Source organism: Afipia sp. GW822-FHT04G07 (genome assembly GCF_058800765.1).
The window spans coordinates 686,395-713,365 of record NZ_JBXAMP010000001.1 but is presented as its reverse complement, the minus strand read 5'-3'; the positions used below and the strand labels follow the sequence as shown (position 1 = coordinate 713,365).

Annotated in this window: 29 protein-coding genes; 18 read left to right on the top strand and 11 right to left on the bottom strand. The window is 62.2% G+C overall.

Annotated elements, in window-relative coordinates; genetic code table 11:
- Positions 1–2: 2 nt before the first annotated feature.
- Positions 3–2,378 carry a xanthine dehydrogenase family protein molybdopterin-binding subunit gene (locus tag AC1RKJ_RS03465; RefSeq protein WP_492789533.1) on the bottom strand — a complete coding sequence of 792 codons (2,376 nt, stop codon included), beginning with the start codon at positions 2,376–2,378 and terminating at the stop codon, positions 3–5.
- 218 nt (positions 2,379–2,596) lie between these two features.
- Between AC1RKJ_RS03465 and AC1RKJ_RS03460 the strand changes: the two genes are divergently transcribed.
- The 3 genes from AC1RKJ_RS03460 (at position 2,597) to AC1RKJ_RS03450 (ending at position 5,599) form a co-directional block, all read left to right on the top strand.
- Complete coding sequence (locus tag AC1RKJ_RS03460; RefSeq protein ID WP_492789531.1) at positions 2,597–3,670, top strand: Ppx/GppA phosphatase family protein; 1,074 nt, start codon at positions 2,597–2,599, stop codon at positions 3,668–3,670.
- A gap of 87 nt (positions 3,671–3,757) precedes the next feature.
- Positions 3,758–4,447, top strand: coding sequence for an RlmE family RNA methyltransferase (locus tag AC1RKJ_RS03455; RefSeq protein WP_492789529.1), 690 nt, complete (start codon positions 3,758–3,760; stop codon positions 4,445–4,447).
- A gap of 72 nt (positions 4,448–4,519) precedes the next feature.
- Positions 4,520–5,599, top strand: a complete 1,080-nt coding sequence (locus AC1RKJ_RS03450) for an acyltransferase family protein (protein ID WP_492789527.1) — start codon at positions 4,520–4,522, stop codon at positions 5,597–5,599.
- Between the two features lie 6 nt (positions 5,600–5,605).
- Here the strand turns inward: AC1RKJ_RS03450 and AC1RKJ_RS03445 are convergent, their stop codons facing one another.
- Entirely contained in the window at positions 5,606–7,069 is a 1,464-nt protein-coding gene (locus AC1RKJ_RS03445; RefSeq protein ID WP_492789525.1) for a DHA2 family efflux MFS transporter permease subunit, read from the bottom strand.
- A gap of 331 nt (positions 7,070–7,400) precedes the next feature.
- On the opposite strand from AC1RKJ_RS03445, the gene guaB reads away from it, so the two are divergent.
- The 3 genes from guaB (at position 7,401) to curA (ending at position 10,886) form a co-directional block, all read left to right on the top strand.
- The gene (guaB, locus tag AC1RKJ_RS03440) at positions 7,401–8,900 is read left to right on the top strand and encodes an IMP dehydrogenase (RefSeq protein ID WP_492789523.1); all 1,500 of its coding nucleotides are present in this window, start codon (positions 7,401–7,403) and stop codon (positions 8,898–8,900) included.
- Positions 8,901–9,086: 186 nt separating this feature from the next.
- The gene (locus tag AC1RKJ_RS03435) at positions 9,087–9,710 is read left to right on the top strand and encodes a hypothetical protein (RefSeq protein ID WP_492789521.1); all 624 of its coding nucleotides are present in this window, start codon (positions 9,087–9,089) and stop codon (positions 9,708–9,710) included.
- Positions 9,711–9,851: 141 nt separating this feature from the next.
- Positions 9,852–10,886: an NADPH-dependent curcumin/dihydrocurcumin reductase gene (gene curA / locus AC1RKJ_RS03430; protein ID WP_492789519.1), complete on the top strand. Its 1,035-nt coding sequence runs from the start codon at positions 9,852–9,854 to the stop codon at positions 10,884–10,886.
- A 152-nt stretch (positions 10,887–11,038) separates the two neighbouring features.
- Here curA and AC1RKJ_RS03425 read toward each other — a convergent pair whose 3' ends face one another.
- Positions 11,039–11,728, bottom strand: coding sequence for a hypothetical protein (locus AC1RKJ_RS03425; protein ID WP_492789517.1), 690 nt, complete (start codon positions 11,726–11,728; stop codon positions 11,039–11,041).
- Positions 11,729–11,890: 162 nt separating this feature from the next.
- Between AC1RKJ_RS03425 and AC1RKJ_RS03420 the strand changes: the two genes are divergently transcribed.
- Positions 11,891–12,313, top strand: a complete 423-nt coding sequence (locus AC1RKJ_RS03420; protein WP_492789515.1) for an MAPEG family protein — start codon at positions 11,891–11,893, stop codon at positions 12,311–12,313.
- A 26-nt stretch (positions 12,314–12,339) separates the two neighbouring features.
- Positions 12,340–13,641 (top strand): RsmB/NOP family class I SAM-dependent RNA methyltransferase, encoded by a 1,302-nt coding sequence (locus AC1RKJ_RS03415; RefSeq protein ID WP_492789513.1) that lies wholly within the window; start codon positions 12,340–12,342, stop codon positions 13,639–13,641.
- A gap of 6 nt (positions 13,642–13,647) precedes the next feature.
- Here the strand turns inward: AC1RKJ_RS03415 and AC1RKJ_RS03410 are convergent, their stop codons facing one another.
- Positions 13,648–14,022, bottom strand: a complete 375-nt coding sequence (locus tag AC1RKJ_RS03410) for a nuclear transport factor 2 family protein (RefSeq protein ID WP_492789511.1) — start codon at positions 14,020–14,022, stop codon at positions 13,648–13,650.
- 143 nt (positions 14,023–14,165) lie between these two features.
- Here AC1RKJ_RS03410 and guaA point away from each other — a divergent pair, with 143 nt between their 5' ends.
- The 3 genes from guaA to AC1RKJ_RS03395 all read left to right on the top strand — a co-directional run bounded on the left by guaA (position 14,166) and on the right by AC1RKJ_RS03395 (position 17,095).
- Positions 14,166–15,761, top strand: a complete 1,596-nt coding sequence (guaA, locus tag AC1RKJ_RS03405) for a glutamine-hydrolyzing GMP synthase (protein ID WP_492789510.1) — start codon at positions 14,166–14,168, stop codon at positions 15,759–15,761.
- Positions 15,762–15,772: 11 nt separating this feature from the next.
- On the top strand, positions 15,773–16,435 hold the full coding sequence (locus AC1RKJ_RS03400; protein ID WP_492789509.1) for a hypothetical protein: 663 nt from the start codon (positions 15,773–15,775) through the stop codon (positions 16,433–16,435).
- A gap of 69 nt (positions 16,436–16,504) precedes the next feature.
- Positions 16,505–17,095 (top strand): YdeI/OmpD-associated family protein, encoded by a 591-nt coding sequence (locus AC1RKJ_RS03395; RefSeq protein WP_492789508.1) that lies wholly within the window; start codon positions 16,505–16,507, stop codon positions 17,093–17,095.
- Between the two features lie 38 nt (positions 17,096–17,133).
- Here the strand turns inward: AC1RKJ_RS03395 and AC1RKJ_RS03390 are convergent, their stop codons facing one another.
- Together AC1RKJ_RS03390 and AC1RKJ_RS03385 are read right to left on the bottom strand one after the other, a co-directional pair.
- Entirely contained in the window at positions 17,134–17,784 is a 651-nt protein-coding gene (locus AC1RKJ_RS03390) for a Vgb family protein (RefSeq protein ID WP_492789507.1), read from the bottom strand.
- 31 nt (positions 17,785–17,815) lie between these two features.
- Complete coding sequence (locus AC1RKJ_RS03385; protein ID WP_492789506.1) at positions 17,816–19,036, bottom strand: helix-turn-helix domain-containing protein; 1,221 nt, start codon at positions 19,034–19,036, stop codon at positions 17,816–17,818.
- Between the two features lie 126 nt (positions 19,037–19,162).
- Between AC1RKJ_RS03385 and AC1RKJ_RS03380 the strand changes: the two genes are divergently transcribed.
- Complete coding sequence (locus tag AC1RKJ_RS03380) at positions 19,163–19,936, top strand: DUF899 domain-containing protein (protein WP_492789505.1); 774 nt, start codon at positions 19,163–19,165, stop codon at positions 19,934–19,936.
- Positions 19,933–20,223 (top strand): hypothetical protein, encoded by a 291-nt coding sequence (locus AC1RKJ_RS03375; RefSeq protein ID WP_492789504.1) that lies wholly within the window; start codon positions 19,933–19,935, stop codon positions 20,221–20,223. The genes AC1RKJ_RS03380 and AC1RKJ_RS03375 overlap by 4 nt, the downstream gene beginning before the upstream one ends.
- Here AC1RKJ_RS03375 and AC1RKJ_RS03370 read toward each other — a convergent pair.
- The 4 genes from AC1RKJ_RS03370 to AC1RKJ_RS03355 form a co-directional block, all read right to left on the bottom strand.
- Positions 20,213–20,764 carry a disulfide bond formation protein B gene (locus tag AC1RKJ_RS03370; RefSeq protein ID WP_492789503.1) on the bottom strand — a complete coding sequence of 184 codons (552 nt, stop codon included), beginning with the start codon at positions 20,762–20,764 and terminating at the stop codon, positions 20,213–20,215. The genes AC1RKJ_RS03375 and AC1RKJ_RS03370 overlap by 11 nt on opposite strands.
- 8 nt (positions 20,765–20,772) lie before the next feature.
- Positions 20,773–20,931, bottom strand: a complete 159-nt coding sequence (locus tag AC1RKJ_RS03365; protein WP_492789502.1) for a DUF5993 family protein — start codon at positions 20,929–20,931, stop codon at positions 20,773–20,775.
- 125 nt (positions 20,932–21,056) lie between these two features.
- On the bottom strand, positions 21,057–21,539 hold the full coding sequence (locus AC1RKJ_RS03360) for an SRPBCC family protein (protein ID WP_492789501.1): 483 nt from the start codon (positions 21,537–21,539) through the stop codon (positions 21,057–21,059).
- Positions 21,536–21,874 carry an ArsR/SmtB family transcription factor gene (locus tag AC1RKJ_RS03355; RefSeq protein WP_492789500.1) on the bottom strand — a complete coding sequence of 113 codons (339 nt, stop codon included), beginning with the start codon at positions 21,872–21,874 and terminating at the stop codon, positions 21,536–21,538. Before AC1RKJ_RS03355 ends, AC1RKJ_RS03360 begins: the two co-directional genes overlap by 4 nt.
- 148 nt (positions 21,875–22,022) lie before the next feature.
- Here AC1RKJ_RS03355 and AC1RKJ_RS03350 point away from each other — a divergent pair, with 148 nt between their 5' ends.
- The 3 genes from AC1RKJ_RS03350 to AC1RKJ_RS03340 all read left to right on the top strand — a co-directional run bounded on the left by AC1RKJ_RS03350 (position 22,023) and on the right by AC1RKJ_RS03340 (position 24,483).
- Positions 22,023–22,607, top strand: coding sequence for a 2'-5' RNA ligase family protein (locus AC1RKJ_RS03350; protein WP_492789499.1), 585 nt, complete (start codon positions 22,023–22,025; stop codon positions 22,605–22,607).
- A gap of 33 nt (positions 22,608–22,640) precedes the next feature.
- Complete coding sequence (locus tag AC1RKJ_RS03345; protein WP_492789498.1) at positions 22,641–22,991, top strand: ArsC family reductase; 351 nt, start codon at positions 22,641–22,643, stop codon at positions 22,989–22,991.
- A gap of 160 nt (positions 22,992–23,151) precedes the next feature.
- Positions 23,152–24,483 (top strand): dicarboxylate/amino acid:cation symporter, encoded by a 1,332-nt coding sequence (locus AC1RKJ_RS03340; protein WP_492789497.1) that lies wholly within the window; start codon positions 23,152–23,154, stop codon positions 24,481–24,483.
- 24 nt (positions 24,484–24,507) lie between these two features.
- Here AC1RKJ_RS03340 and AC1RKJ_RS03335 read toward each other — a convergent pair whose 3' ends face one another.
- Entirely contained in the window at positions 24,508–25,110 is a 603-nt protein-coding gene (locus AC1RKJ_RS03335; RefSeq protein WP_492789496.1) for a PAS domain-containing protein, read from the bottom strand.
- Between the two features lie 350 nt (positions 25,111–25,460).
- Here AC1RKJ_RS03335 and AC1RKJ_RS03330 point away from each other — a divergent pair, with 350 nt between their 5' ends.
- Both AC1RKJ_RS03330 and AC1RKJ_RS03325 read left to right on the top strand, forming a co-directional pair.
- Positions 25,461–26,216: an ABC transporter ATP-binding protein gene (locus tag AC1RKJ_RS03330; RefSeq protein ID WP_492789495.1), complete on the top strand. Its 756-nt coding sequence runs from the start codon at positions 25,461–25,463 to the stop codon at positions 26,214–26,216.
- Between the two features lie 28 nt (positions 26,217–26,244).
- Positions 26,245–26,961: an ABC transporter ATP-binding protein gene (locus tag AC1RKJ_RS03325; protein ID WP_492792631.1), complete on the top strand. Its 717-nt coding sequence runs from the start codon at positions 26,245–26,247 to the stop codon at positions 26,959–26,961.
- Positions 26,962–26,971: the final 10 nt, after the last annotated feature.

Genomic DNA, 26,971 nt, shown 5'->3' with positions numbered 1-26,971 from the left:
CTCTACGCCGACTTTGCCTTGCGGCCGTCCTGGATCGCGCGCCAGACTTTCTCCGACGTGAGCGGCATGTCGATCTGCGTCACGCCTTCATCGGACAACGCATCCAGCACCGCGTTGACGATGCTGGCGAGGCTGCCGGCGCAGCCCGCTTCGCCGCAGCCCTTGGTGCCGAGCGGGTTCGAGGTCGCAGGCGAGGGGTGATCGCCGATGGTCATCGGCGGAACATCGCCCGCACGCGGCATGGCGTAATCCATGAACGATCCCGTCACCGGCTGGCCGTTGTCGTCATAGGTGACGCATTCCATCAACGCCTGGCCGATGCCCTGCGCGACGCCGCCGTGAATCTGTCCGGCGACGATCATCGGATTGACCACGGTGCCGAAATCGTTGACGCCGGTATAGCGCACGATATGCACGACGCCGGTGTCCGGATCGATTTCAACCTCGGCGACGTGGCAGCCGTTCGGAAAGGTCGAGGGGATGTTCTGCGCAGTGTGATCGACATCGAGCGAGGACGGTGTGCCTTCGGGCATCTTCGAATCTCGCAGCTTTGCGGCAAGCTCCATGATGCCGATGCTGCGGTCGGTGCCGGTGATGGTGAAGCGTCCGTTCGCGAACTCGATATCGCCAACCGAGGCTTCGAGCGCATGAGCCGCGGCCTGTTTGCCCTTTTCGATCACGAGCTTGGAGGCTTCCACAATCGCGGTGCCGCTCGCAGTGATCGAGCGGGAGCCGCCGGTGCCGTTGCCGGTGTGGACGACATCGCTGTCGCCCTGCGTCAGCTTGATGGCGTCGAACGGCACGCCGAGTTGTGCCGCAAGCACCTGTGCGTAAGGCGTCGCGTGGCCCTGGCCGTAATCCAGCGTGCCGGTGATGAGTCGCACCGTCCCGTCGGCTTCGAACACGATCTTGCCGAGTTCGGCGCTGGGAGGTGCCGTGATTTCGAGATAGGAGCCGACGGCGATGCCGCGCAGCTTGCCGTGCTTGCGGCTCTCCTTCTTTCGTTTGGCGAAGCCTGCGAGATCGGCCTGTTCCAGCGCCTTGTTGAACACGCCGGGAAAGTCGCCGCTGTCATAGGTGAAGCCGTTCGCGGCGGCGTAGGGGATGTGCGACGGCTTGATGAAGTTGCGCTTGCGCATCGCCAGCCGGTCGATGCCCATTTCATCGGCGGCGCGGTCGATCAGCCGCTCCATGAAGTAGTTGGCCTCGGGCCGTCCCGCGCCGCGATAGGCGCCCATCAGCGTGGTGTTGGTCAGCACGCACTTGATATCGACGCCGATCAGCGGCATCCGGTAGACGCTGTTGATGTTCTTGGCGATGTTGAGCGACAGCGGCAGCGGAGCGACGCCGGTGATGTAGGCGCCGAGGTTGCCGGTGCCCTTGACGCGCACGCCGAGGAATGCGCCGTCGGAGGCAAGCGCGAGCTCGCATTCGACATTCTGCGCGCGTCCGTGGCTGTCCGACAGAAAGCTCGTGGAGCGCTCGTCGGTCCATTTCACCGGGCGGCCGAGTTCTCTGGCCGCGTGCAGGATGCAGATATATTCGGGATAGTTGGTGTTCTTCATGCCGAACGATCCGCCGACATGATGCGTCAGAAGGTGAACCTTGTCGTTCGGCACGTTGAGCGTTTTCGCGAGCGATAGGCGATTGCCCGCAACGCCCTGCGTCGGAACCTCGATGGTGAAGCGCTGTGTTTTTTTGTCGTAGCTCGCAAGCGCCGCGCGCGGCTCCATCGCGACCACGGCAAGGCGAGTGTTGACGATGTCGAGGCGTGTGACATGCGCCGCCCTCGCGAACGCGGCATCGAGTGCTGCGTCGTCGCCGGAATGATAATCCAGCGCGACATTATTCGGGATGCTGTCATAGAGTTGCGGCGCGCCGGGCTTCACGGCGTCGTCCGCGCTGGTGACTGACGGCAGCGGCGCGATATCGACGGCGACGGCTTCGCCGGCTTCGCGCGCCTGCGCCAATGTTTCGGCCACCACGAAGGCCACCGGATCGCCGACGAAGCGCACCTTGTCGGTCATCAGCGGCATGCGGTTGGTTTGCAGCAGCGGAGAGCCGTCGCGGCTTTTCATCGGCAGGCCGCAGGTGAAAGGATTGTAGCCGGCGGCGGCGAGTTCCTTCCCGGTCCAGACGCCGAGTACGCCCGGCATCGCCCGTGCGGCTTCTACATCGATGCCCTTGATGACGCCGTGGGCGTGGCTGCTGCGCACGATCCAGGCATACGCCTGACCCGGAAGGTTGATGTCGTCGGTGTAGGTTCCCTTGCCCCGCACCAGCGTGTCGTCTTCCTTGCGCCGGACCGGCTGTCCGACGCCGAATTTTTGCAGTGCGACATCGCTTTCGGAGGCAAGCCGGGAGGGGTGATTGAGCATGAAAAATCCGCTGAAATCGGGGTCCGGCGGCGGAAAATCGCCTCGGACACGCGCGATCGGCCGCGCGTATGGGGTGGTGTTAAACTTAAGGTGGCTGAATCGGGGCCACAAGGCGCGATTGGGTATGCTTCGGTTGCGCCGCGCACGCACGCTGTTAGACTTTATTGAACAGGAATTGCCGTGGTGCGGGAATATGCGCCACAGGGATGGAATTTTGCATGAACGAGAATGTGCGGCTGCAAGACGGCCCTGAGCCGTATGTCAGCCCGCCAGCATCGGCCACGGGAGAGGCGCTTGGCCGCGGCGAAAGCCGTGTCCACGGGCTGCCCGCTGCCTATGCCGCTCTCGATCTCGGAACCAATAACTGCCGCCTCCTGATCGCCCGCGTGTCCAACGACGGGTTCCGCGTGATCGACTCGTTCTCACGCATCATCCGGCTGGGTGAGGGCATCTCGACCACCGGCCGCATCAGCGATGCCGCGATTTCGCGCGCGGTGGGCGCTCTCAGCGTGTGCGGCGACAAGATCCGCGCCAAGGGCGCGAAGCGTCTGCGCACCATCGCGACCGAGGCGTGCCGCGCTGCGGACAACGCGGACGCCTTTCTCGACCTGATCGCGCGTGAGACCGGCATCAATCTCGAAATCATCGATCGCGAAACCGAATCGTCGCTGGCGGTGATCGGTTGTTCGCCGCTGCTCGATCCACGCGCCAAGGGCGCGATCCTGTTCGACATCGGGGGCGGATCCACCGAAGTCGTGCGGATCGAACGTCCGGCCGGCTGTCCGGATGCGCCGCCGGTGAAAGGGCCGTGGACGTCGCTGCCGCTCGGCGTGGTCACGCTGGCTGAGCGTTTCGGCGGCGCCCATGTGACGCGCGAGTCCTATGGCGCGATGGTCGATGAGGTCGCAGGCCATCTCGCGCCGTTCGCAGCACAGAACGGTCACGACCTCTCGGACATGCATCTGCTCGGAACCTCGGGGACCGTGACGACCGTGGCCGGCATCCATCTCGGCCTCGCGCATTACGACCGGCGCAAGGTGGACGGCCTCTGGATGAACGATGCCGAAATGGATCGCGCCATCGCACGGCTGCTCGACATGACCTATGAAGAGCGTGCGCGGAATGCCTGCATCGGTGTCGAGCGGGCCGATCTTGTCCTCGCCGGTTGCGCCATTCTCGACGCCATTCGCGCGGCGTTCCCGTTGCCGCGCCTGCGGGTCGCGGACCGCGGCCTGCGCGAGGGCATGCTGGTCGAGATGATGCGCGCCGACGGCGCGATTCAGGCCTGCTGAACCTCATCTGATGCCGTGACGGCGCGGCGGAAACGTCGTAAGGGGTGCGTGAGCGCGCTCCCCTGCTGGCGCTATTGAAGGATTGGGATGGCGAAAGACACCACCGGCCGGCTGCATGTCACAGTGAAGAGCGGCGGCAAGCGCAAGCTGTCGTCGAAACTCTGGCTGGAACGTCAGTTGAACGACCCTTACGTCGTGCAGGCCAAGCGCGACGGCTTCCGCTCGCGTGCGGCTTACAAGCTGCGTGAGATCGACGACAAGCAGCGCTTCCTCAAGCAGGGACAGGTCGTGGTCGATCTCGGCGCGGCGCCCGGTGGATGGAGCCAGATCGCGGCCAAGCGCGTCGGCTCGGTCGAGGGCAGGGGCAAGGTCGTCGCCATCGATCTGCTGGAAATGCCGGAACTGCCGGGCGTGATGTTCGCGCAGATGGATTTTCTCGACGACCGCGCCCCGGACAAGCTGCGCGCCATGATCGGCGGCGGCGCGGACGTCGTGATGTCGGACATGGCGGCGAATACCACCGGTCACCGCAAGACGGATCAGTTGCGGATCATCGGCCTGGTCGAGAGCGCCGCCGCGTTCGCCTGCGAAATTCTCAATCCGGGCGGCACATTTCTGGCGAAGGTTTTCCAGAGCGGCGCGGAAGCGGAATTGCTGACGCAGCTCAAGCGTGACTTTGCGACCGTGAAGCACGTCAAGCCCGCCGCCAGCAGGCAGGATTCGTCGGAGCGCTATGTTCTGGCACTCGGGTTTCGTGGTGGCAGCGACAGAGCGTGAGCAGACGGCCATGGTTTGCTATCTGCTGTCCGGGACAAGTGGTAAATTCCGCTCGGGAATCAGGCGGGGCGGATGCCGAACCTCGAACGGCGAATAGTTTCGGTCGATGCTCTGCGCGGGGTTGCGGCGCTCGCAGTCGTATTCTGGCACTGGCAGCATTTCTGGCCGCGCGGCGCCGTCACGGATGATCTGCTTCCGGCTTTTTCGCTGTTCTGGCCGTTCTACAAATACGGCTACCTTGGCGTCGATCTGTTCTTTTGCATCAGCGGATTCGTGTTCTTCACGATCTACGCGGACCAGGTGGCGTCCGGATCGGTGTCGTCAATCAGGTTCGCAATTCTGCGATTTTCGAGGCTTTATCCGCTTCACTTCGTGACGCTGATTGCGGTCGCGGTTCTTCAATCCGTTTATTATTCAAGCCAGTCGCATTTTTTCGTCTACACCGAGAACACTCCGACACATTTTTTGCTTCAGCTTTTTCTGGCCTCGAACTGGTTCTCGTCAACGGGTTCGTTTAACGGGCCGATCTGGTCCGTTTCGATCGAGGTCCTGCTTTATGTATCTTTCTTCTGTGTCGCGAAGTTTCGCCTGACGCATCCCTTCTTTCTGGCCGCTCTTTCTATCGCTGGGTTCCTTCTGATGGATTTCAACGGTTTCCTGGGCCGCGGCCTGTTTTCCTTTTATCTCGGATGTCTTTGCGCAATCACCGTCCGGCAATTATCGGCTGGGCGTCCATTGTCGCTGGTCGTTTTTGTCGCGCTTGCTGCCGTGCCTTGTTTTGCATTGCTGTGGGACAGACAGGCGCTTGCTTCGGCATCGGTCGATGCACTGATGGTCGTCGTTGTCTTTCCGGTACTGGTCATCGTGCTCGCGCTCTCCGACGACGCATTGACGCCGGTTACGCGCCGGCTGCGCTGGCTCGGCGATATTTCCTATTCGTCGTATTTACTTCACTTTCCCTTGCAGATTTTTGTGGTCACATGGCTCGCATTGACGGGGATGGCGATCGACTTTCGCTCGCCGCTGACCCTGGTGGTGTTCTTTGTGGCGTTGATTCTGCTTTCGCTGCTTGGCTATCGCTGTTTCGAGCGCCCTGCCATGCAATGGCTCCGGGCGAAGCTGCAGCGGCCGGCGGTCACACAAGCGGCATAAGCGGCGTTAGCCCAGCTTCTGGTCGCGCGCGTCGTGGGTGGACTCGGCTGCGGCGGCTTCAGCGGCCTGCGGGGTTTCCAACTCCGGAATTCTGTGGCCGGAAATCTCGTGACCTGCGTCATCCGGCAATTTCCAGAACGACCAGGCCGACAGCGCCGACAGCACCGCGACGATCACGAACGCCGGCCAGAAATCACCTGCGCCGAGTTCCGTGGCGTGGCGCGTGGCCATCGTGGCTTCGACGGCGAATGCGCCGACCGCGACACCCGCTGAAATCGCCAGTTGCTGGTTGACGCTGACGAGGGTGGTGGCGCGGCTCATTTCGGCAGTCGCGACTTCCGCATACGCCATGGTGTTGATCGCCGTGAATTGCAGCGAGCGAAAGAAGCCGCCGACGATCAGGATGATCATGATGAGCAGCAGCGGCGTCGACGGCGTGAACAGCGCGCAGGCTGCGAGGAAGACCGAACTCACCACCGCGTTGATGATCAGGATGTTGCGGAAGCCGAAGGTGCGGATGATCCGCGCCGCCAGCGTTTTCATGCCCAGCGCGCCGACCGCCGATGCGAACGTCACCATGCCCGACTGGAACGGCGAAAGCCCGAAGCCGACCTGCATCAGCAGCGGCAGCAGGAACGGCAGCGCGCCGATGCCGAGGCGGTACATGAAGCCGCCGGTCAGGCTGGCGCGCAACGTCGCATGTTTCAGCAATGAGAAGTCCAGCACGGGCGACGCGGTCTGTCTGGCGTGGCGCAGATAGAATCCCATCGCGATGCTGCCGCCGATAATCAGCGAGGTCACGATCTGCCACGACAGCAGGCCGAGCCCCGCGACCGAAAGGCCAAAGGCGAGGCCCGCGACGCCCAGTCCCGCGAGGATCAGCCCGACCACATCGAACCGTTCGGGATTTTCGCTCTTGATCGGATCGATATATTTCAGCGCCATCCAGATGCCGATCAGTCCGATCGGAATGTTGATGAGAAAGATCCAGTGCCACGAAAAATACGTGGTGATGAAACCGCCGAGCGGCGGTCCGATCACCGGCCCGATCAGGGCGGGGACGGTGACCCACGCCATGGCGTTGACCAGCGCGCTCTTGTCGATGGAGCGCAGCAGCACGAGCCGGCCCACCGGCGTCATCATCGCGCCGCCGATGCCCTGGACGATGCGTGCGATCACGAAATGGGTCACCGATGTCGATAAGGCGCAGCCGATGGAGCCGACCATAAACACGGCGATGGCGATGCTGAACACAGCGCGTGCGCCGAAGCGATCCGCTGTCCAGCCGCTCGCCGGAATGAACACCGCGAGCGACAGCAGGTAGGACGTGATTGCGAGCTTCAGCGTCAGCGGACTGGTGCCGATGTCGGCGGCGATGGCCGGCAGCGAGGTCGCGATCACCGTCGAGTCCATGTTTTCCATAAACAGGGCGCAGGCGACGATCAGCGGTATCAGGCGTTCCTTCTGCATCGTCTCGGCTTTGTGGAAGGATTTGGGAAGGGGCGGGCAGGAGAGAAATGGCCGCTCCAGATAGGCCCATCTTAGGCGGCACGGTCAATAAACTCGTCGTGAGCCGACCCGTTCCGGGAAGGCCTGCGGTTAGGGGGGCTTTTGCAGGCGTCCCATGCGCAAAAACCTCTGATTTTCGAGCGAAATGCTTTGAAACGTCATCCCTTCATGCTATCGACCACCGCCAACCCCACCGATGGGCTTCGATTCGAGCGACGCGTCAGCGGTCGCCAAATCCCGCACATCCTGAGGTTATGTCGCAGCGACCGCGCTGTGTGAAACGGAGTTGGCAATGGCAATCAGGCAGTTGGGTCAGGGTATCCGCGAAGCATTCACATTTGACGATGTGCTGCTGAAACCCGGTCTGTCCGACATCATGCCGTCCGATGCCGATGTTCGCACCCATCTGACGCGGGCCATTCCGCTCAATATCCCGATTATCGCGTCGGCGATGGACACGGTCACGGAAGCCAGCATGGCGATCGCGATGGCGCAAGCCGGCGGCATCGGCGTGATCCATCGCAATTTCGAAGGCGACGGTCAGGCCGCGCAGGTGCGTCAGGTCAAGAAATTCGAATCCGGCATGGTGGTGAATCCGCTGACGATTGGACCAGAGGCCAAGCTGGTCGACGCACTGACGCTGATGAAGGATCACGGCATCTCCGGCGTGCCGGTGGTGACCGGGGCAGGTCCGGGCAAGCCCGGCAAGCTGGTCGGCATTCTCACCAACCGCGATGTGCGCTTCGCCACCGATCCGGAGCAGAAGGTCTCCGAATTGATGACGCATGAAAACCTCATCACCGTGAGGGAGGGGGTCAGCCAGATCGAAGCCAAGCGCCTGCTGCATCAGAACCGCATCGAGAAACTTCTGGTCGTCGATGAGCAGTATCGCTGCGTCGGCCTCATCACCGTGAAGGACATGGAAAAGGCGGTCGCTTATCCGCTGGCCTCGAAGGATGCACAGGGCCGTCTGCGCGTCGCTGCCGCCACGACGGTTGGAGACGCGGGCTTTGCGCGCACCGAGCGCCTGATCGAGGCCGGAGCGGATGTCATCGTCGTCGATACTGCGCACGGTCATTCGTCGCGTGTGCTTGAAGCGGTCAATCGCATCAAGCGGCTGTCGAACGCGGTGCAGGTCATCGCGGGCAACGTCGCAACCACCGAGGGCACCCAGGCGCTGATCGATTCCGGCGCCGACGCGATCAAGGTCGGCATCGGTCCTGGTTCGATCTGCACCACGCGCATCGTCGCGGGCGTCGGCGTGCCGCAACTGACCGCGATCATGGATGCGGTCGAGGCTGCGAAAAAGGCGAACATTCCGGTGATCGCCGACGGCGGCATCAAGTATTCCGGCGATCTCGCCAAGGCGCTCGCGGCCGGTGCTGACGTCGCGATGGTCGGCTCGCTGCTCGCGGGCACCGACGAGACACCGGGCGAAGTGTTCCTGTGGCAGGGCCGCTCCTACAAGGCCTATCGCGGCATGGGTTCGGTGGGCGCGATGGCGCGCGGCTCGGCTGACCGTTACTTCCAGCAGGACATCAAGGACACGCTCAAGCTCGTGCCGGAAGGTATCGAGGGGCAGGTGCCCTACAAGGGACCGGTCGCCAACGTGCTGCATCAACTCGCCGGCGGCCTTCGCGCCGCAATGGGCTATGTGGGTGCGAAGGACATTCAGGCATTTCACGAAAAGGCTGAATTCGTGCGCATCACCGGCGCGGGCCTGCGCGAAAGTCATGTCCACGACGTCACGATTACGCGCGAAAGCCCGAACTATCCCGGCGGCGGCGGTTAAGCATAACCGTCCAATTTCGGCCCCAACAGCCATCCAAAATGCGCTACAATTGCGCAGCCGTTGATTGCTGTTTCATTTTCCGCCGGCGCGCCGCCCCCGCGCGTCTTAAAGGCACGTTTCCTCGTTCATTGGTCCGGCCGCCACTCCGGCCGCAATCTCCCCAACACCTCAGAGAAGAAAAACATCATGGTTGACTGGACAGACGACAGGATTGCCGCGCTCTCGGATCAGGATCTGAAAAACCTGCTGGTCAACGCCGAGCGGAAGTCGGTCGCGGATATCGTTGAGAAGTGCCAGACCGAGCTTGAGAAGCGCAATGCCGCCAAGCCGCGCAAGGCGTCGAAGCCGCGCTCCGAACTGAAGGAATTCGAGCACGAGGTATCCGCGCAGCTCGCCGAAATCGGCAAGGACGTCGCGGCCAAGTACGATCTGTCCGAAGAAACCGCGAAGGCGAACTCGGTGGGCGTGAAAGGTTTCAAGGCGCACCGGTTGCTGGATTCCAAGGGCTATGCCAAGCTCGGCGGAATGCAGCGCGACGGCTCCGTCGCCATGGAGCGTTACATCTCGTACCGCCGTGGCGACAGCACGGTCTATCTCGGCGTGTTCCTGCTGAAGGATGCGCCGGCCGAGGATCACGAATTTCACGTCATCGCGCCGAAGGCGCTGCTCGAAGGCGGCAAGCCCGTCGCTGAAATTCGCCCCACGGCGACGGACAAGCAGAAGCAGGCCGCCGACAGCGGACTGTCCTTCAAGGATTTGCCGAGTGCTGCTGTGGCGTTCGACAAGGCGCTGGCGAAACTCGCGGGCTGATCGCGCCAGTTCGGACTATTCTGTTTTAAACGGGAGGGCGGCATGGATGTCATGCTGCCGCGGTTGCGTTGCGCCGCATGGCAATGCCCCGCGCTCCCGGCTAAATAATGCTCACGTCCATCAAGAAACCGAGGAAACGCCATGTCCCAGTCTGCCAAGCGTATCGTTCTCGCATCCCGTCCCGTCGGTGAACCGAAGCCGAGCGACTTTCGCCTTGAGGACTATCCGGTGCCGGCGCCGGCAGACGGGCAGATTCTGCTGCGCACGGTCTGGCTTTCGCTCGATCCCTACATGCGCGGGCGCATGGACGACGGCCCGTCCTATTCCGCGCCGGTGCCGATCGGCGGGGTGATGGAAGGCGGCACCGTTTGCGAGGTGATGGAATCGAAAAATCCCGGCTTTGCGCAGGGCGATTACGTTCTCGCGCACACCGGATGGCAGCAATACGCGCTGTCGGACGGCAAGGGCGTGCGCAAGGTCGATCCGAAGATCGCGCCGATCTCCACCGCCGTCGGTGTGCTCGGCATGCCGGGTATGACGGCCTATACCGGCCTGCTTGCCATCGGCCAGCCGAAGCCGGGCGAGACGGTGGTGGTCGCAGCGGCATCAGGCGCGGTGGGTTCGGCGGTCGGCCAGATCGCGAAGATCAAGGGCGCTCGCGCTGTCGGCATCGCCGGCGGGAAGGAGAAGTGCGGTTACGTCAAGAACGAACTCGGCTTCGATGAGTGCCTCGACCATCGCGATCCCGATCTCAAGGCCAAGCTGAAAGAAGCCTGCCCGAAGGGCATCGACGTTTATTTCGAAAACGTCGGCGGCAAGGTGTTCAACGCGGTGCTGCCGCGCTTCAACGACTTCGCGCGCATTCCGGTGTGCGGTCTGATCGCCGACTACAACACCATCTTCGGCAAGGACACGCCCACTCCGCCATGGGCCAACACCATCATGCGCTCCATTCTGGTCAAGCGGCTGACCTTCCGCGGCTTCATCGTGCGCGACTTCGCGGCGATGTATCCGGATTTCATCCGCGACATGTCGCAGTGGCTGCGCGAGGGCAAGCTCAAGCACAAGGAATTCGTCACCGAGGGCCTCGAGAGTGCGCCGGAGGCGTTCATGGGCCTGCTCAAGGGCGCGAACTTCGGCAAGCAGCTTGTGCGCGTCGCGCCGGACAAGGCGTAAGTTTTACGGCGGGCCTGCCGTCGCGTGATTTGCAGGATGACGCCCGCGCAATTGCGGCCGCCATCCTGCAACACCAGACAGTTGAAAATTGTTTGGTGATTTAAATCAGTCGCAGGCAAATGGTTCGGTCATGAAATTCCTGGACGCGTGCTTCACAGCACGCGGTAACGGATGGCGAAGCTGTCGTCCGGCGCGCCGCGTGAGGTCCCGGTGCGTCCGTTGGGGACAACGCGATCGACCATGTGCCACGGCCCGAAGTCGTCGGACGGGCTTGGGTTGGGCGGCAGGCGCAATTTGAAGGCGCGCTGCGCCTGACCCGGCAGGCTAAGAACCACCATACGATCCGATGTCCTGAACTTCAGCGGTACGGAACCGCGCAGCACCGTGCGGCCGTCTTCCGTCGCGGCCAGATGGTCGTCGAGTTGCGCCAGCGTCTGATTGAGGTCGGTGAGCAGTTCGACCTGCGCTTCGCGCTTCAGGTCGCTGATGGCCGCCGCCTGCGGCAGCCGGATTTCAAACGCGACGGCGGGTGCCTTGGTCATGAGGCCGAGATGCGCGAGCGCCGCGCTGCGCAGGCTGTAAGCGCCCGCCGCCAATGCGCCGGTCATGAGAACGACGCCGAGGCTGCGAACAGCAAGGCCGCGCACCGTCCTGACGTCGCCCTTGATAGTCAGTGTGAGCACCACGGCCGTCAAGAATCCGGCGACCGCAGCGAGCGGGCCGATGACAATGAATGCATCGAGGTTCTCCGGACCGCCAAGGGATGCTGCGATTGTCGCGGCAGCGGCCGCGCTTCCGAGGGCTCCCAGCACGCCGGACAAAATCGAGACGATATAAAGCATCGCGGCACCCGTTGCGGCCCAGCCAACGGCCGGACGCTTATCCTTTCCATGCGTTGGTCGCGCCAGTCTGTGAGGAGGTTCACAGTTCTCCTGAGCCGATTGTCAGGGCGGGAGGGGGCGGCTATAGCGGAACGGCGTATATTCAGGCATTGGGGGGCTCAAATGACACTTCAGATGGTTCTGTTGCCGGTCTTCGTTCTCGTGCTGCTGACATTCATTCTGATGTTCAGGATGTTCTCGGTGCGCACCGGCGCGCTCAAAAACCGCGAAGTCCGAATGTCCGACATCGCCGTCGGCCAGAAGGCATGGCCAACCAAGGCGGCTCAGGTCAGCAATGCCTATTCCAACCAGTTCGAACTGCCGGTGCTGTTTTTTGTGCTGATCGCCATTGCATTGCCGCTGCGGCAGGCCGATCTCATCACCGTGCTGTTGTCATGGGTGTTCGTGGTGACGCGCTACGTTCATGCGGGCATTTACGCCACCTCGAACAACCTGAAACTGCGTTTCTCGGCTTTCGCGGCCGGAGCGCTTGTTCTTCTCATCATGTGGGTCTACTTCGCGCTCAAGATATTGTTCGCGATCTGACGACCGGCCACTTCTGAAAGACCATCATGACGCCTGCCGCGCGGCTGTCCGCAGCCATCGAGATTCTTGGAGCCATCGACGCGCAGCGCGTTCCCGCGCCGAACGCGTTGAAGGACTGGGGCACCGCGCATCGCTTTGCCGGATCCGGCGACCGTGCCGCGATCGCGGGGCTGGTGTTCGACGTGCTGCGCCGCCGGGCGTCGTCGGCGTGGCTGATGGACGCGGATACGCCGCGCGCGCGGTTGCTCGGGATGCTCAAGCTCGAACGAGGGCTGGATGCTGACGCGGTTGCGGCCTTGTGCGACGGCGGACGTTTCGCGCCCGAGCCGCTGACCGATGCCGAGCGCGCCGCTTTGACCTCGCGGACACTCATTGATGCCCCCGCGCATATCGCGGGCGATTACCCCGAATGGCTTGATCCGCAGCTTGCCGCCGTGTTCGGCGATGCGCGGGTGGCGGAGGCCACTGCGATGGCCAGCCGCGCGCCGCTCGACCTGCGCGTCAATACGCTGAAGGCGAAGCGCGAGAAGGTGCTGGGTTCGATGAAGCATCTGGGCGCGAAGGCCACGCCGTGGTCGCCGATCGGATTGCGGATCGATCTCGGCGCCGACGCGCGCAATCCCGGTATCCATTCGGAGGAAGACTTCATCAAGGGCGGCGTCGAGGTGCAGGACGAAGGTTCGCAACTCGCCGCCCTTCTCAGCGGCGCGAAGCCCGGCGAGCAGGTGATCGACATGTGCGCCGGCGCGGGCGGCAAGACGCTGGCGCTCGCCGCGATGATGCAGGGCAAAGGAAGACTGATCGCGACCGACCACGACAAGCGCCAGCTTGCACCGATCCACGAGCGGCTGTCGCGCGCAGGCGTTCACAATGCCGATGTGCGCACGCCGAAGGGGCCGGACGATACATTGAGCGACATCAAGGCGTCGGCCGATCTTGTGGTGATCGACGCGCCCTGTACCGGCACCGGGACATGGCGTCGCAACCCGGACGCGAAATGGCGGATGCGCCCCGGCGCGCTCGAGGTTCGCGTCAAGGACCAGATCGCGGTGCTGGATCGCGCGGCGTCGCTCGCCAAGCCCGGCGGGCGGATCGCCTACATTACGTGTTCGGTGCTGCCGCAGGAGAACAACGAGCAGGTCCGCGCCTTCGTGAGCCGCCACCCTGAATTCGCGGTGGTGCCGCCGTCGCAGGTGGTTTCGGTGCTGTGGGACAAGGCGGACGATTTCACCGCCGCCACGCTGCAATCGGACGAGGGGCTGCTGATGACCCCGCGCCGGACCGGCACCGACGGGTTTTTTGTGTCGGTTCTGACGCGCCGGACCTAAAATGTATCAGCCGTGAATATGGTTGGCGGATCCCTGTACGATCTTGCCGTCGGCATTTAAGCGCAGATACTCGCAGATCTCGTGTCCGAGTTCATCGCGATAGAACACCACAAGGCTGTCCGGACTGACGAAGGCATTGATCAACGTGAAATGGAGCTTCGGGCGCAGGGGCAGGGCGCGGCCCCAATAGGCGCGAAGGTTGTCCTTGCCGCGCAGCCGTCCGTTCGGATCGAAACCCAGCTTGATGATCTTGTCCGAGACCATTTCGCTGTCGTCGGCATAGAGCGCCAGGACTCCGTCGAGATCGCGGCTGTTCCAGGCGCCGATCCAGGCGTCCGCGAAGGCGGTCCTTTGTTCGAGCGTCCTCTCCAGAGCTTGCATGTTTCTCTCCTATCTTATAATTAGGTCAGTATTATTGACCTAATTTAAGGCAAGTCAACCGGGAGCTCTTTGATGGGTGGATTGCGTCGGCGTGCATGCTTTGCCGGGTTGCGACTCCGCCCCCCGTCGCGTATTTCCTGCCCATGACAGCACACAGCCAGACCGCTTCAGCGACGCCCGACGTGGCGGCCGCTCACGAGAAGATTCTCATCGTCGATTTCGGCTCCCAGGTGACGCAGCTCATCGCGCGGCGCGTCCGCGAGGAGGGCGTTTATTCCGAAATCGTGCCGTTCCAGAAGGCCGAAGCGGCCTTCAGGGAGATGCAGCCAAAGGCCGTGATCCTGTCCGGCGGACCGGCCTCCGTGCTCGATGCCGATGCGCCGTCCGCGCCGATGTCGATCCTGACCGCAGGCGTGCCGGTGCTCGGCATCTGCTACGGCGAGCAGACCATGGCGCAGCAACTCGGCGGGACCGTCGAAGCCGGACATCATCGCGAGTTCGGCCGCGCGCTGATCGAAGTGACCGATAACTGCGCGTTGTTTGAGGATGTCTGGAAGGTCGGCGAGAAGCATTACGTCTGGATGAGCCACGGCGACCGCGTGACCAAGTTGCCGGACGGTTTCCGCGGCGTCGCGAAGGCGCCGGGCTCGCCGATCTCCGTGATCGCCGACGACAAGCGCAAGTTCTATGCGATGCAGTTTCATCCCGAGGTGGTGCACACCCCGGACGGCGCGAAGCTGATCAAGAATTTCGTCCGCAAGGTCGCGGGGCTGACCGGCGACTGGACCATGCGCGCGTTCCGCGAGGAAGCGGTCGAGAAGATCCGCGCGCAGGTAGGCAAGGGCAGGGTGATCTGCGGCCTGTCGGGCGGCGTCGATTCATCCGTGGCGGCGATCCTGATTCACGAAGCCATCGGTGAGCAGCTGACCTGCGTGTTCGTCGATCACGGCATGTTGCGCAAGGATGAAGCCAAGACCGTCGTCGACTTGTTCCGGCACCACTACAACATCCCGCTGGTGCATGTTGACGCGTCGAAGACATTCCTCGGTGAGCTTGAAGGCGTCACTGATCCGGAGGTGAAGCGCAAGACCATCGGGCGATTATTCATCGATGTGTTCGATGACGAAGCCAAGAAGATCGGTGGCGCGGATTTCCTCGCACAGGGCACGCTCTATCCCGACGTGATCGAAAGCGTGTCGTTTACCGGCGGTCCGTCCGTCACGATCAAGTCGCATCACAATGTCGGCGGCTTGCCCGCGCGCATGAACATGAAGCTGGTCGAACCCTTGCGCGAACTCTTCAAGGACGAGGTGCGCGCGCTGGGCCGCGAACTCGGCCTGCCGGACGTGTTCGTTGGCCGGCATCCGTTTCCGGGACCGGGGCTTGCGATCCGCTGTCCGGGCGAGATCACCCGCGAGAAGCTCGACATCCTGCGCGAGGCCGATGCGGTCTATATCGATCAGATCCGCAAGGCGGGTTTGTACGACACCATCTGGCAGGCTTTCGCCGTGCTGCTGCCGGTGAAGACCGTCGGCGTGATGGGCGATGGCCGGACCTATGAGTACGTCGTCGGCCTGCGCGCGGTGACGTCCACCGACGGCATGACTGCCGACTTCTATCCGTTCGACATGAAGTTCCTCGGCGAGACCGCGACCCGCATCATCAACGAGGTAAAGGGCGTCAACCGCGTGGTCTACGACGTGACGTCGAAGCCGCCGGGCACGATCGAGTGGGAATGAGGTAGAAGGCGATGCGCGATCGAGGCACTGCCATCTTTATAGTTTCAAGTGCCGCAGTTGTTACGTTCTGTACAGTAGGGGCTGCTATCAGCATTGCTAAAGAAGGTTTCGGTGCGAATGGCGCTGCTTGGGTGCAGGCGGCCGGATCAATTGCCGCGATTGCAGGGGCTGTCTGGTTATTTCATCGCGAAAAAAAATTGCAAAGACGCGATCGTCGAGCGCGAGGCGAAGAGAATGCGTGGGCTGTTCGGTTCGCGTTAGTAAATGCCCAACGGGATGCGGCTTTAACTGTCGCTGAAATCGTTGATGAACAAATTTTGAAAAATGAAATTCCGTTGCGACACTGGTTGATCCGCAGCAAAAATGGGCAGAATGTTTTGCAATCGTTCGCGGAGCGGGCAGACCATATTCATCCCGTGGTAAATCAGCTTGCTAGTAACGGTGTCCTATTATTGCGGCAAATGGATTTCTATCTTGGAAAGGCGGCGGAATGCCTTGAAAAAGGCGAGCGCCCTTCACTGGAAGTAGCGACGCAGGTCGCACAACATGAGCAATCCTTAATGTGTTTAGTTGATGAATTGGACGCTCGGATGCGGGGAATAATAAAGGAGCTTGATGACAATAATGACGCGCTACCGGTGCGTGGCCTAAGTACTTGGAGCGTGCCCAAATGAGCTTTTGGCAGTTGCGAGGTTCATGGCAGCGTCTACCGGGCCACGACCCGCATCGCTATTGATGCCTCGGTGAAAGTCGATCCCGAAAAAATTCGCGCGTTCAAGGACGCCGCGAGCTTTTACAAGTGGCTCGCCAAGAACCACGATAAAGCCGGCGAAGTCTGGATCAAAATCCACAAGGTGGATTCGGGCCTCAAGTCGATCACGCCCAAGGAAGCCATCGATGTCGTGCTGTGCTGGGGCTGGATCGACGGCCAGCGCAAGGGGTTCGACGACCGGAGCTTCCTGCAGCGTTATTCCCCGCGCACGAAGAAGGGCACCTGGAGCCAGATCAATGTCGATAACGTCGCGCGGCTGATCAAGGAAGGCAGGATGACCGCGCACGGCCTGACACATGTCGAAGCCGCCAAGGCCGACGGGCGCTGGGACCGCGCCTACAAGAGCGGCAAGGACATGAAAATCCCCGCCGATCTGCAAGCGGCCATCGACGCCGAGCCAAAAGCCAAGGCCATGCTTGCGAAACTCAGCGCGCAAAATCGTTTCGCAATGGCATTCCGTACCCACAACATGAAGACGGAAGCCGGGCGGTCGAAGAAGATCGAGACCTTCGTCGCCATGCTCAAGCGTGGCGAAACGATCTATCCGCAACGCAAGAAATGAGCGCAGCGCGATCTGCTCGCGGGAGTTTGCATAAGCGCTTAGACAGTCTTGGAGGCTCGCTTCGGCCGGCGCACGGCTCTTATTTTTCCGCTCGGCCCGCCGCCGCAAAAAAGCCGATCGCCGCCGTCGGACTCAAGTCCCGAAATGCCCATTCCCGGAGGCATGGCGAGTTCCTCGATAACGTCGCCGGTTTGAGGATCGATGCGCCGCAATTCGCTGTTGTCGCCCTCCCATGTGCCGTGCCAGAGCTCGCCATCGACCCAGGTGACGCCGGTGACAAAGCGGCTCGATTCAATGGTGCGCAGGATCGCTCCCGTCTCGGGATCGACCTGATGGATTTTCTTGTCCCGATACTGCCCGACCCAGAGCGAGCCTTCGGCCCACGCCATGCCTGAATCGCCGCCGTTGCCGGGCGCCGGGATCGTCGCAAGCACGCGGCCGGATTTCGGATCGACCTTCTGGATGTTCTTTTCAAAAAGCTGAAATACATAGCGTCCGTCGAACGCTGTTCCGGCATGCGCGGGGACGTCGAGGGTCCGCACGGTCTTGCCGCTTTCGGGATCGAGGACATTCAGCCGGTCGCCGGACGCAAACCAGATGCTCTGGCCGTCAAAGGTGACGCCATGCACGGCCTCGACGCCGGGAAACGGTCCATACTCGCGAAGAATTTCGGCTGCTGCTCTTTTCATGTTTCACCTCTGTTGTTTCGATGGCTGCAACCTAGCCACCCGGCAGAGCAGCCGGGAGTAACAATGCCGTCGTGAATCCCGCCACGGGCGGTGTCATCCAGCGGCGCGCGCGCGCACGGCCGAACGATTGGACCTTGCCTGCATCGCCAAGTTCATCGAGCGCACGCTGCACGGTCCGCTGGCTGGCGCCGAGCGCCAGGGCGAGCGCCGAACTCGACCACGACTCGCCGTCGGCGAGGAATGCGAGCACCGACGCGTGTTCCTCGTCGACGGGCGTTGCCAATACGACGACATCGCGCGCGCGAAGCGGCGCGAGCGCGAACCCGTCTTTGGTCGCGGTCACGTCGGCTACCGGCCGTAGCGCCTTGCGAAGCCGTCCGATCTCGACGCGCAGCCGCGCGCGATGCGATTCATCGGCGTGCTTTGCGCGGAATGTTCGCGCAAGCAGCGCGCTCCGCGACACATCTTTCGGCCACGCTTCGGCGAGCGCGCGGGCAAGCGTGAACAACACCGGCCGCCGTGCGAGCGAGATCGTCGTGCCCGCGTGACGCACGGCATAACGGCATGCGTCCACCACCAGCGCTTTCGATGCCAGCAATGCTTCGACCTCTTCAAGCAGGAGCGGGCGCACCTCGCCGTGTGCAATGAGCCGTGCCGCGGGCGTGCTCAGGACACGTGAGGCGCTTTCGACCTCCGCCAGAAGCGACGGGATACGGGCGTCGCGTGCCGCACGTCCGGCGCGTGCGAGCGAGGCGTACGCGTCCTTGGTCCGAAGTCGCCGCATCGCGATCCCGGCCACGACCAGTTCGTGCGCGGCCCGCCATGCGGGCGGAAAGGGCGCCGGATCGAGCTTGGCGAGCGCGCGCTCCGCCTCGTCGAGGCGTCCGATCAGGAGAAGGCGCCTGACTTCAAGATGCCGCGCATGGGCGGCATTCACCCAGTCGTTGTGTTTCTCGAGGGCCATGCGGGCCGCTTCGAGCGGCTTGGTGGGCCAGCCGAGATCCCGCGAGACCAGCGCAATCTCGGCCTCGGCGACGACGCACCTCGCGCGGGCCACGGCTTCCTTCGGCCCGAAGGCACGCGCGGCCTTTTGCAGGAGGGTTCGTGCCCGGACGAGATCGCCGAGTTGCGCCATCGCGATGCCGCGAAGCGCGAGGGCAGGCGGGTCGTCGCGCAATGCAACCCTGTTCAATGCGCCGAGAGGATCACCCGACGCGAGCGCGTGGGCCGCTGCCGTGATTAGCGAGTCCATCTGAATCCCGACACACTTGTCACTCCCACTGTCCGGCGGCCCGGCCCTAATCTAACCCGCGACCGCCAGCCAGCAAGCCGTATTGGGATCGAACGGCGGGGCGATGACGCCGATGGAGAACAGATCATGACGACAGGCAAGAACGAAATGAACACACCACCAATCGTGTCGCCGCAGGAGTGGGAGGCCGCGCGTGAGCAGCTTCTCGTCAAGGAGAAGGCCCAACTGCGCGCGCGTGATGCGCTGGCCGCCGAGCGCCGGCGGATGCCGTGGATGGCGGTGGAAAAGACCTACACGTTCGATGGCCCGAACGGCAAAGTGAGCCTGCTCGATCTGTTTAATGGCCGCCGCCAGCTCATCGTCTACCGCGCCTTCTTCGAGCCCGGCGTGCACGGCTGGCCGGAACATGCCTGCATCGGCTGTTCACTGGGGGCCGACCAGGTTTCCAACCCCGTCCATCTGAACGCGCGCGATACGACCCTCGTCTATGCCTCGCGCGCACCGCAGGCCGACATCAAGCGCCTGAAGGCGCGGATGGGCTGGGAGAAAATCCCATGGGTCACCATCACCGACAGTTTCGACGCCGACTTCGGTGTGGACGAGTGGCACGGCCACAACGCCTTCATTCGCGACGGCGAGCGCATTTTCCGCACCTACCTCATCAACAGCCGCGGCGATGAGGCGATGGGCACCGTCTGGAGCTACCTCGACATGACCGCGCTCGGACGTCAGGAGGTGTGGGAGGACTCACCGAAGGGCTATCCGCAGGAGCGGCCATACAAGTGGTGGAACTGGAACGACAGTTACGTCGCCGGCGCAGCGCCTGATCCGAAGTGGATCGCGGTGTCGGATGCCGGAGAGGAAGCGTTCCGGAAAAAAGACGGCGGTGCGCAGACATGAGCGCCGCCTGTTCAGGCGCACCGGACGGCGGGCCGGTGCCCGGCAACGCAGGCGCGTTCCGCGCGGCCGAGTGGCTGAGTCTCGCGGCAGCGCCGACCTTCGCCATCATGGCGCTGCTGACAGGTGTTCTCGGTGAAGGGATGCCAGCGATGCTGTGCTCGAGCGGACAAGGCGCGTCGCCGCTCGACGGCATGGCCGCGATGTATATGCTGATGAGCGCATTCCATGTGACGCCCTGGCTGAAACTGATCTCGGCCCGGCGTAACGAGGGCCGCGTCAGCGCTTGAGCAACTCATAGACAACGGGGTTATCGGCGCACGCGCCGAAGCCGCATTCCAGCAGCGTCGATATCACGTTCAATGCGACAAGCCCGATGACGAGCCAGACTGCGACGCGCGCAAACGCTCCCGCTGAAGCCGCAGGCTCGCTATTGTTTTTGTCGAACTGGCTGTCGAACAGCAGGATGGCTGACAGCATCACGATGGCGGCGACAAATCCCAGCAACGCCCACGTATAGTAGTGATAGCCGAATATCGCGGAGCCGTAGCCGGAATCCCCCGGCATGATGTGAAGCAGAACCTGTCGGGTCGATACCACCGCGCCGATGACGGCGGCGAACAGCGACAGCGCATAGTGGCTGGGCCGCGGCCCGAAGCGAATGTTCAGGATCGGCCCGATGGCCAGTGCTGCGAACATGACGCGCTGAAGGAGGCACAGCGGGCAGGGCAGTTCATTCAGCAGCAACTGTGCTGCGAATGCCGCCGCAAGGAGGCCCGCCACCGCATAGAGGCTGAGTGCGTTGAGGCTGATCGCGCGCGCTGGGGTCATGATGTGCCTCAGAACGACAGCTTCAAGGCATCGGTCGCGTGATGCAGAAAGGTGGCCACGCACGCGATGAGCACGGCGGCGGACAAGGCCAGCGCGAGGGATCGCGAACCGCGCCATGCGACGAGCATCACGATCGCGATCGTCAGAAACAATGCGGTAAATTCCATCCTCACCCCCGGGCAGCCGACCACTTACCCTATGACAGATTCGGTGGTCGGCGAGCGGCGGTTCAGGCAATGACGGCCATTAGCCGGGCGGTGAGCAAGGAGCGCCCACGATTCCGTCGCCAAAACTATCCCTTCACATAGGCCGCCAGCTTTTCGAGCGTTTGCATGCCGAGTTCGACCGCGCCGAATTTCGTAACCGCATTGCGCGCTTCGACCGATGGGAAAATCGAGCGCATCGTCAGGAGCGTCCGGCTTGTGCCCAAAGCCTCAAAAGTGACAGTGACGTCGAAGGCGCGAGGATCGTCGTCGATGTCCGAGTCGTGGCGATAGGCGAGGCGCTCTGCCGGTTTGATCTCACGGTAGGCAATGCGGTTCGGATAGTCCGTGCCGTCCGGTCCGTGCATGGTGAAGCGAAACAGGCCACCGACGCGAAGGTCCATCGCGTGCACCGTGATGGTGAAGCCGTTCGGGCCGTACCACGTCTTCAAAGCCTCGGTGTCGGTGAAGGCACGGAACAGCGCCGCCGGAGCGGCGTCGAATTCGCGTTCCATCGTGATGGTGGGCTGGTCTTCCGGCGCGCTCGCCTTGACCTTGAGAGTTGTCGTCATGTGTCCGTTTCCTTTGGCTGGATGTCTTTCAGATACAGATCGAGCTTGCCGAAGCTCTCCTCCCAGAACCGCCGATACTGATCGAGCCATTCCGTGACGTCCTTCAGCGCCTTGGGCTCCAGCCGGCAGGGCCGCCACTGGGCGTCGCGGCTGCGCGCGACAAGGCCTGCGCTCTCCAGAACTTTCAGGTGCTGGGAGACGGCCGGGAGGCTCATGGCGAATGGCTTTGCCAGTTCCAGAACCGAGGTTTCGCCGAGCGCAAGGCGCGCAAGGATCGCGCGCCGCGTGGGATCGGCGAGAGCCTTGAAAGTGCCGCTCAGAGCATCGCTGGGCATGGTCATCTCTTATTTAAGTAGATGCTTAAATACAACCAGGCAGGCCGGCCGTCAAGCCGGAAACAGCCTCTGAAGCACCGACGCGGCCCGCCGCTTTACAGGCCGAAATGTTCATGATTTGTTCCGATGTAAAATCGGAGTGCGTATCATGTCCGAGCAGCTTCTATTGCCGCGATTTGAAAGTCCCCTGGAGCCGACCGACAATCTGTTCCTGGCGTTCGTCCCGCCCATCACGAGCGTCCCCGCGATCGATGAGCGGATTCAGCAATGTCGCAGGGATCACGGGCTAAGCGGCAAGGCGCTTGCGTCGTCATGTCTTCATGTCTCGCTGCACAGTCTCGGCAAGTACAACGGTGTGCCGCCCGGGCTTGTGGATACGACGCATGCGGCGGCGGCTGCCGTGTCCATACCGCCGTTCGAGGTGCGTTTCGATCATGCGTTGAGTTTCCATAACAGGAGAGCAAGGAGGCCGTTCGTGTTGCGCGCGTGCGGAGACATGGCCGCGTTGACCGCATTTCACCGGAGCTTGGGTGAGGTCATGACAAAAGCCGGGCTGGGACGCTGGGTGACGCGGCATTTCACGCCGCACATGACCTTGCTTTACGATCAGCGCATTGTTGAAGAGCGCGCGATCGAAACATTGGGGTGGACCGTGACGGAGTTCGTGCTCGTGCACAGCCTTGTGGGGCAGGGCAGGCACATACACCTCGCGCGCTGGCCGTTGCGTGGCTAAAGTTCGGTTCGTGAATTTACCTGAGGATACGCCTTGCCCATCACAATCTACGGCATCAAGAACTGCGACACGATGAAGAAGGCCCGCGCGTGGCTGGACAAGCATCGCATCGACTACAGCTTTCACGATTACAAGACGGCGGGCATCGACAAGGAGCGTCTTGAGAAGTGGAGCGCGAAGGTCGGTTGGGAGACGCTGCTGAACAAGGCCGGCACCACGTTCCGGAAACTTCCCGACGTCGAGAAAGAAAATCTCACCGAGAGGAAGGCGATGGCGCTGATGCTGGCCCAGCCGTCGATGATCAAGCGTCCCGTTCTCGAGACCGGCGGCAAGCTGCTGGTCGGCTTCAAGCCGGACATTTACGAGACGTCGATCAAGCGGTGAGTTGATGCGTCGGAGCGGGTTTGAACTCCGCGGAGGGGTTCCGCATCACGAGAGCGTGGAAGGAGGTCTGCGGAGTATGGATTTTGCTTGAGGGGTGCGGCATTCTGGCGCACGTTCCGCGGACGCACGTTTTACCGCCGCCCCTCGCAGGATACCGTCAATGACCGTGACCACCGCCTCGTCAGTACCGGCCTCAACGCGATCGCCCTGGTACAGCATTCTCTATATTCAGGTGTTGATCGCCATCGCGCTCGGCGTCCTGATCGGCCATTTCTATCCGAACACTGGCAAGGCGCTGAAGCCGCTCGGGGACGGCTTCATCTCGCTGATCAAGATGATGATCGCACCGGTCATCTTCTGCACGGTCGTGCACGGCATTTCCTCGATGGGCGATCTCAAGCGTGTTGGCCGCGTGGGACTCAAGGCGCTGCTTTATTTCGAAGTCGTGTCGACCATCGCGCTGCTGGTCGGCCTGCTTGTCGGTGAAATCATCCAGCCCGGCAGCGGCTTCAACATCGATCCTGCGACGCTCGATCCGAAAGCGGTCGCGACCTACGTCCACAAGGCGAGTGAAGACGGCATCGTCGCGCACCTGATGGCGATCATTCCGGAAAGCTTCATCGGCGCGCTCGCCAAGGGCGATCTGTTGCAGGTGCTGCTGGTGTCGATCCTGTCCGGTTTCGCGATTGCCTTTCTGGGACCGGCCGGCGAGCCCATCGCGCACGCCATCGATATGGCTGCGAAGGTTTTCTTCGGCGTAATCCGTATCATCGTGCGCGCTGCGCCGATCGGTGCTTTCGGTGCGATGGCTTTTACGGTGGGCGCTTACGGTCTCGGCGCGTTGTGGAATCTGGCAGCGCTGATCGGCACGTTCTACTTCACCAGCGTTCTTTTCGTCCTGCTGGTGCTGGGCGGCATCGCGCGGTTCTCGGGATTCTCCATCCTGCGATTCATCGCCTATATCAAGGATGAGCTTTTGATCGTGCTCGGCACCAGTTCATCCGAAACGGTGCTGCCCAACATGATCAAGAAGATGGAGCGGCTCGGCGCGTCGCGCGGTGTCGTCGGCCTCGTGATCCCGACCGGCTACAGCTTCAATCTCGACGGCACCAACATCTACATGACGCTGGCGACGCTGTTCCTTGCACAGGCCACCAATACGCATCTCACGATCTGGCAGGAGCTTGGCATTCTCGGTGTCGCGATCGTCACGTCGAAAGGCGCATCGGGCGTCACCGGCGCAGGCTTCATCACGCTGGCGGCGACGCTTGCGATCGTGCCGGATATTCCGATCGCGTCGCTGGCGATCCTGGTCGGCATCGACAAGTTCATGAGCGAGTGCCGCGCCCTGACCAACCTGATCGGAAACGGCGTCGCCACCGTCGTCATTAGCCGATGGGAAGGTGAACTCGACAAGGACAAGCTGCACGAGGCGATGGCGCATCCCATCGAGATCGGCGAGGAGATGGAGCATACCCGCGCGGCGGCCTGAACCGCTTCGCGGGCTCACGCTGCCCTAGACGAACTCGATCGCATCGCCGGGCGCGATGCGGCCGGGGGGCTTGTGGAACAGATCCTGATTGATGACGGCGCGAAGTTTGTAGCTCGGCTCCACGTCGTTCGCGCGCATCAGGTTGCGGATTTCAAAGCCGCCGTCATCGCTGATCGTCTTCAGTGAAGCGATGATCCAGTCGACGCCTGCTCCGTTCGAGAAGGGCATCAGGAGGCGCTCGTAATCCACCTTGCGGCCGTACAGGTCGTTGACCTGCGAGATGCTGAAGACGGGAAGTCGTTGCCGGACACATTCCTGGTAGATAGGCATGACCGCGGGAGCGAGTTTGGCGCCGAGATATTCATCGAGATAACGGCCTTTGCCGGTTGTCCCGTAAGCATTCGACATGCGCGTGCCGTCGCTGTCGATCACAAAGCGGAGTGCATCGCCGGCGCCCTTGACAACGATGTAGACGAGATCGTCGCGTTCTTCGGCAAGACGGTCGGGTTGATAGGCGTCGAACGTCGGCAGACGTTCGTGCCTGGCATAAAGCCGCAGCCAGTAATTCAGGAGCTCGCGCTGCTTGATAGATTTTACGATCGCCGGGGCTGCGCTTAAAAAATCCATCGCTGAAATCCCAAAATGAAATAGCTAAAAATTCATTGCCAGCAATCTTCCGTCTTGGGTTGAAATTTTCAGTGAAAGCCGAATCAAGCCCGGAAACAGGCTTAACGGATCGTTTCCGGAGCGGCGCAAAGCGGCTGGCGCGAGCTTGGGCAGTGGCGTCTATTATACTTTTTGCAGATTACGCACGTTCCGCTGGGCAGCATTGCACCTTGCGCAACGCTTACAATTCGCTGCATATTCTCGCCCGAGCTGTCGGTCCTTGCGAGGTTTTCCCTGAAAATCTTGAGGGTACGGCTGCCAAAAACGGTCACACGCGAGCGCTCGCGTGAAGGCTGACAGGGGGAATTCGCTTGTCTGATGAGTTTATTCTTGAAACCCACGGATTGACGAAAGAATTCGCGGGTTTTGTGGCCGTGAGTGACGTCAATCTGCGGGTGCGGCGGGGGAGTATTCACGCTCTGATCGGCCCGAACGGCGCCGGGAAGACCACGTGCTTCAACCTGTTGACCAAGTTCCTGAAGCCGACGCGCGGCCAGATTCTCTATAAGGGGCAGGATATTACGGCAATGGCGCCGGCCGATGTGGCCCGGCTTGGCCTGGTCCGGTCGTTCCAGATTTCAGCGGTGTTTCCGCACCTCACGGCGCTGGAGAACGTGCGCGTCGCCTTGCAGCGTCAGCACGGCAACTCGTTTGACTTCTGGCGGTCGAAGTCCGTGCTGGATCGTTTCAACGACCGCGCGCGGGATCTGCTCGACGATGTCGGGCTGAGCGAATTCGCCAACACGCCCGCGGTGGAAATGCCCTACGGGCGCAAGCGCGCGCTGGAAATCGCGACCACGCTGGCGCTCGATCCCGAAATGATGCTGCTGGATGAGCCGATGGCGGGCATGGGCCATGAGGACATCGACAAGGTCGCGGCGCTGATCAAGCGGATTTCGCAGAAGTATACGATCCTGATGGTCGAGCATAACCTGAACGTCGTCGCCAACTTGTCCGACACCATTACTGTCCTGACGCGCGGCAAGGTCCTCGCGGAAGGTGACTACGCCACGCTCTCGAAGCATCCGCAGGTCAAGGAAGCCTATCTGGGAGCGGGCCATGAATAATCCCGCCATGACCATGAATAATCCCGCCATGAACAGCGTCGCAGGCTCTCCGGTTCTCGCTGTCAAGAATCTGGAAGCGTGGTACGGCGAATCCCACATCCTTCACGGCATCGATTTCGATGTGCGCCCCGGTGAGGTCGTCACGCTGCTCGGCCGCAACGGCGCCGGCAAGACCTCGACGCTCAAGTCGGTGATGGGAATTATCGGCAAGCGCACCGGCTCGGTGTCGTTCGAGGGCCAGGAAATCATCCGCATGTCGTCGGACAGGATCGCACGTCTCGGCGTGGCGTTCTGTCCGGAAGAGCGGGGCATTTTCGCCAGCCTCGACGTCAAGGAAAACCTGTTGCTGCCGCCGATCATTCGCGGCGGCGGCATGTCGCTCGACCAGATCTTCGATTTGTTCCCGAATCTCAAGGAACGCCTCGGCAGCCAGGGCACGAAATTGTCCGGCGGCGAACAGCAGATGCTGGCCATCGCACGCATCCTGCGCACCGGCGCGCGGTTCCTGATGCTGGACGAGCCGACCGAAGGTCTTGCCCCGGTCATCATTCAGCAGATCGGCAAGATGATCGCGCGGCTGAAAGCGGAAGGCTTCACGATCCTGCTGGTCGAGCAGAACTTCCGTTTCGCCGCGACCGTTGCCGATCGCTTCTACATCGTCGAGCACGGCAAGATCATCGACACGTTCGCAAACTCGGAACTCCAGGCCAACATGGAGAGACTGCACACCTATCTCGGCGTGTGAGCCGCTATCA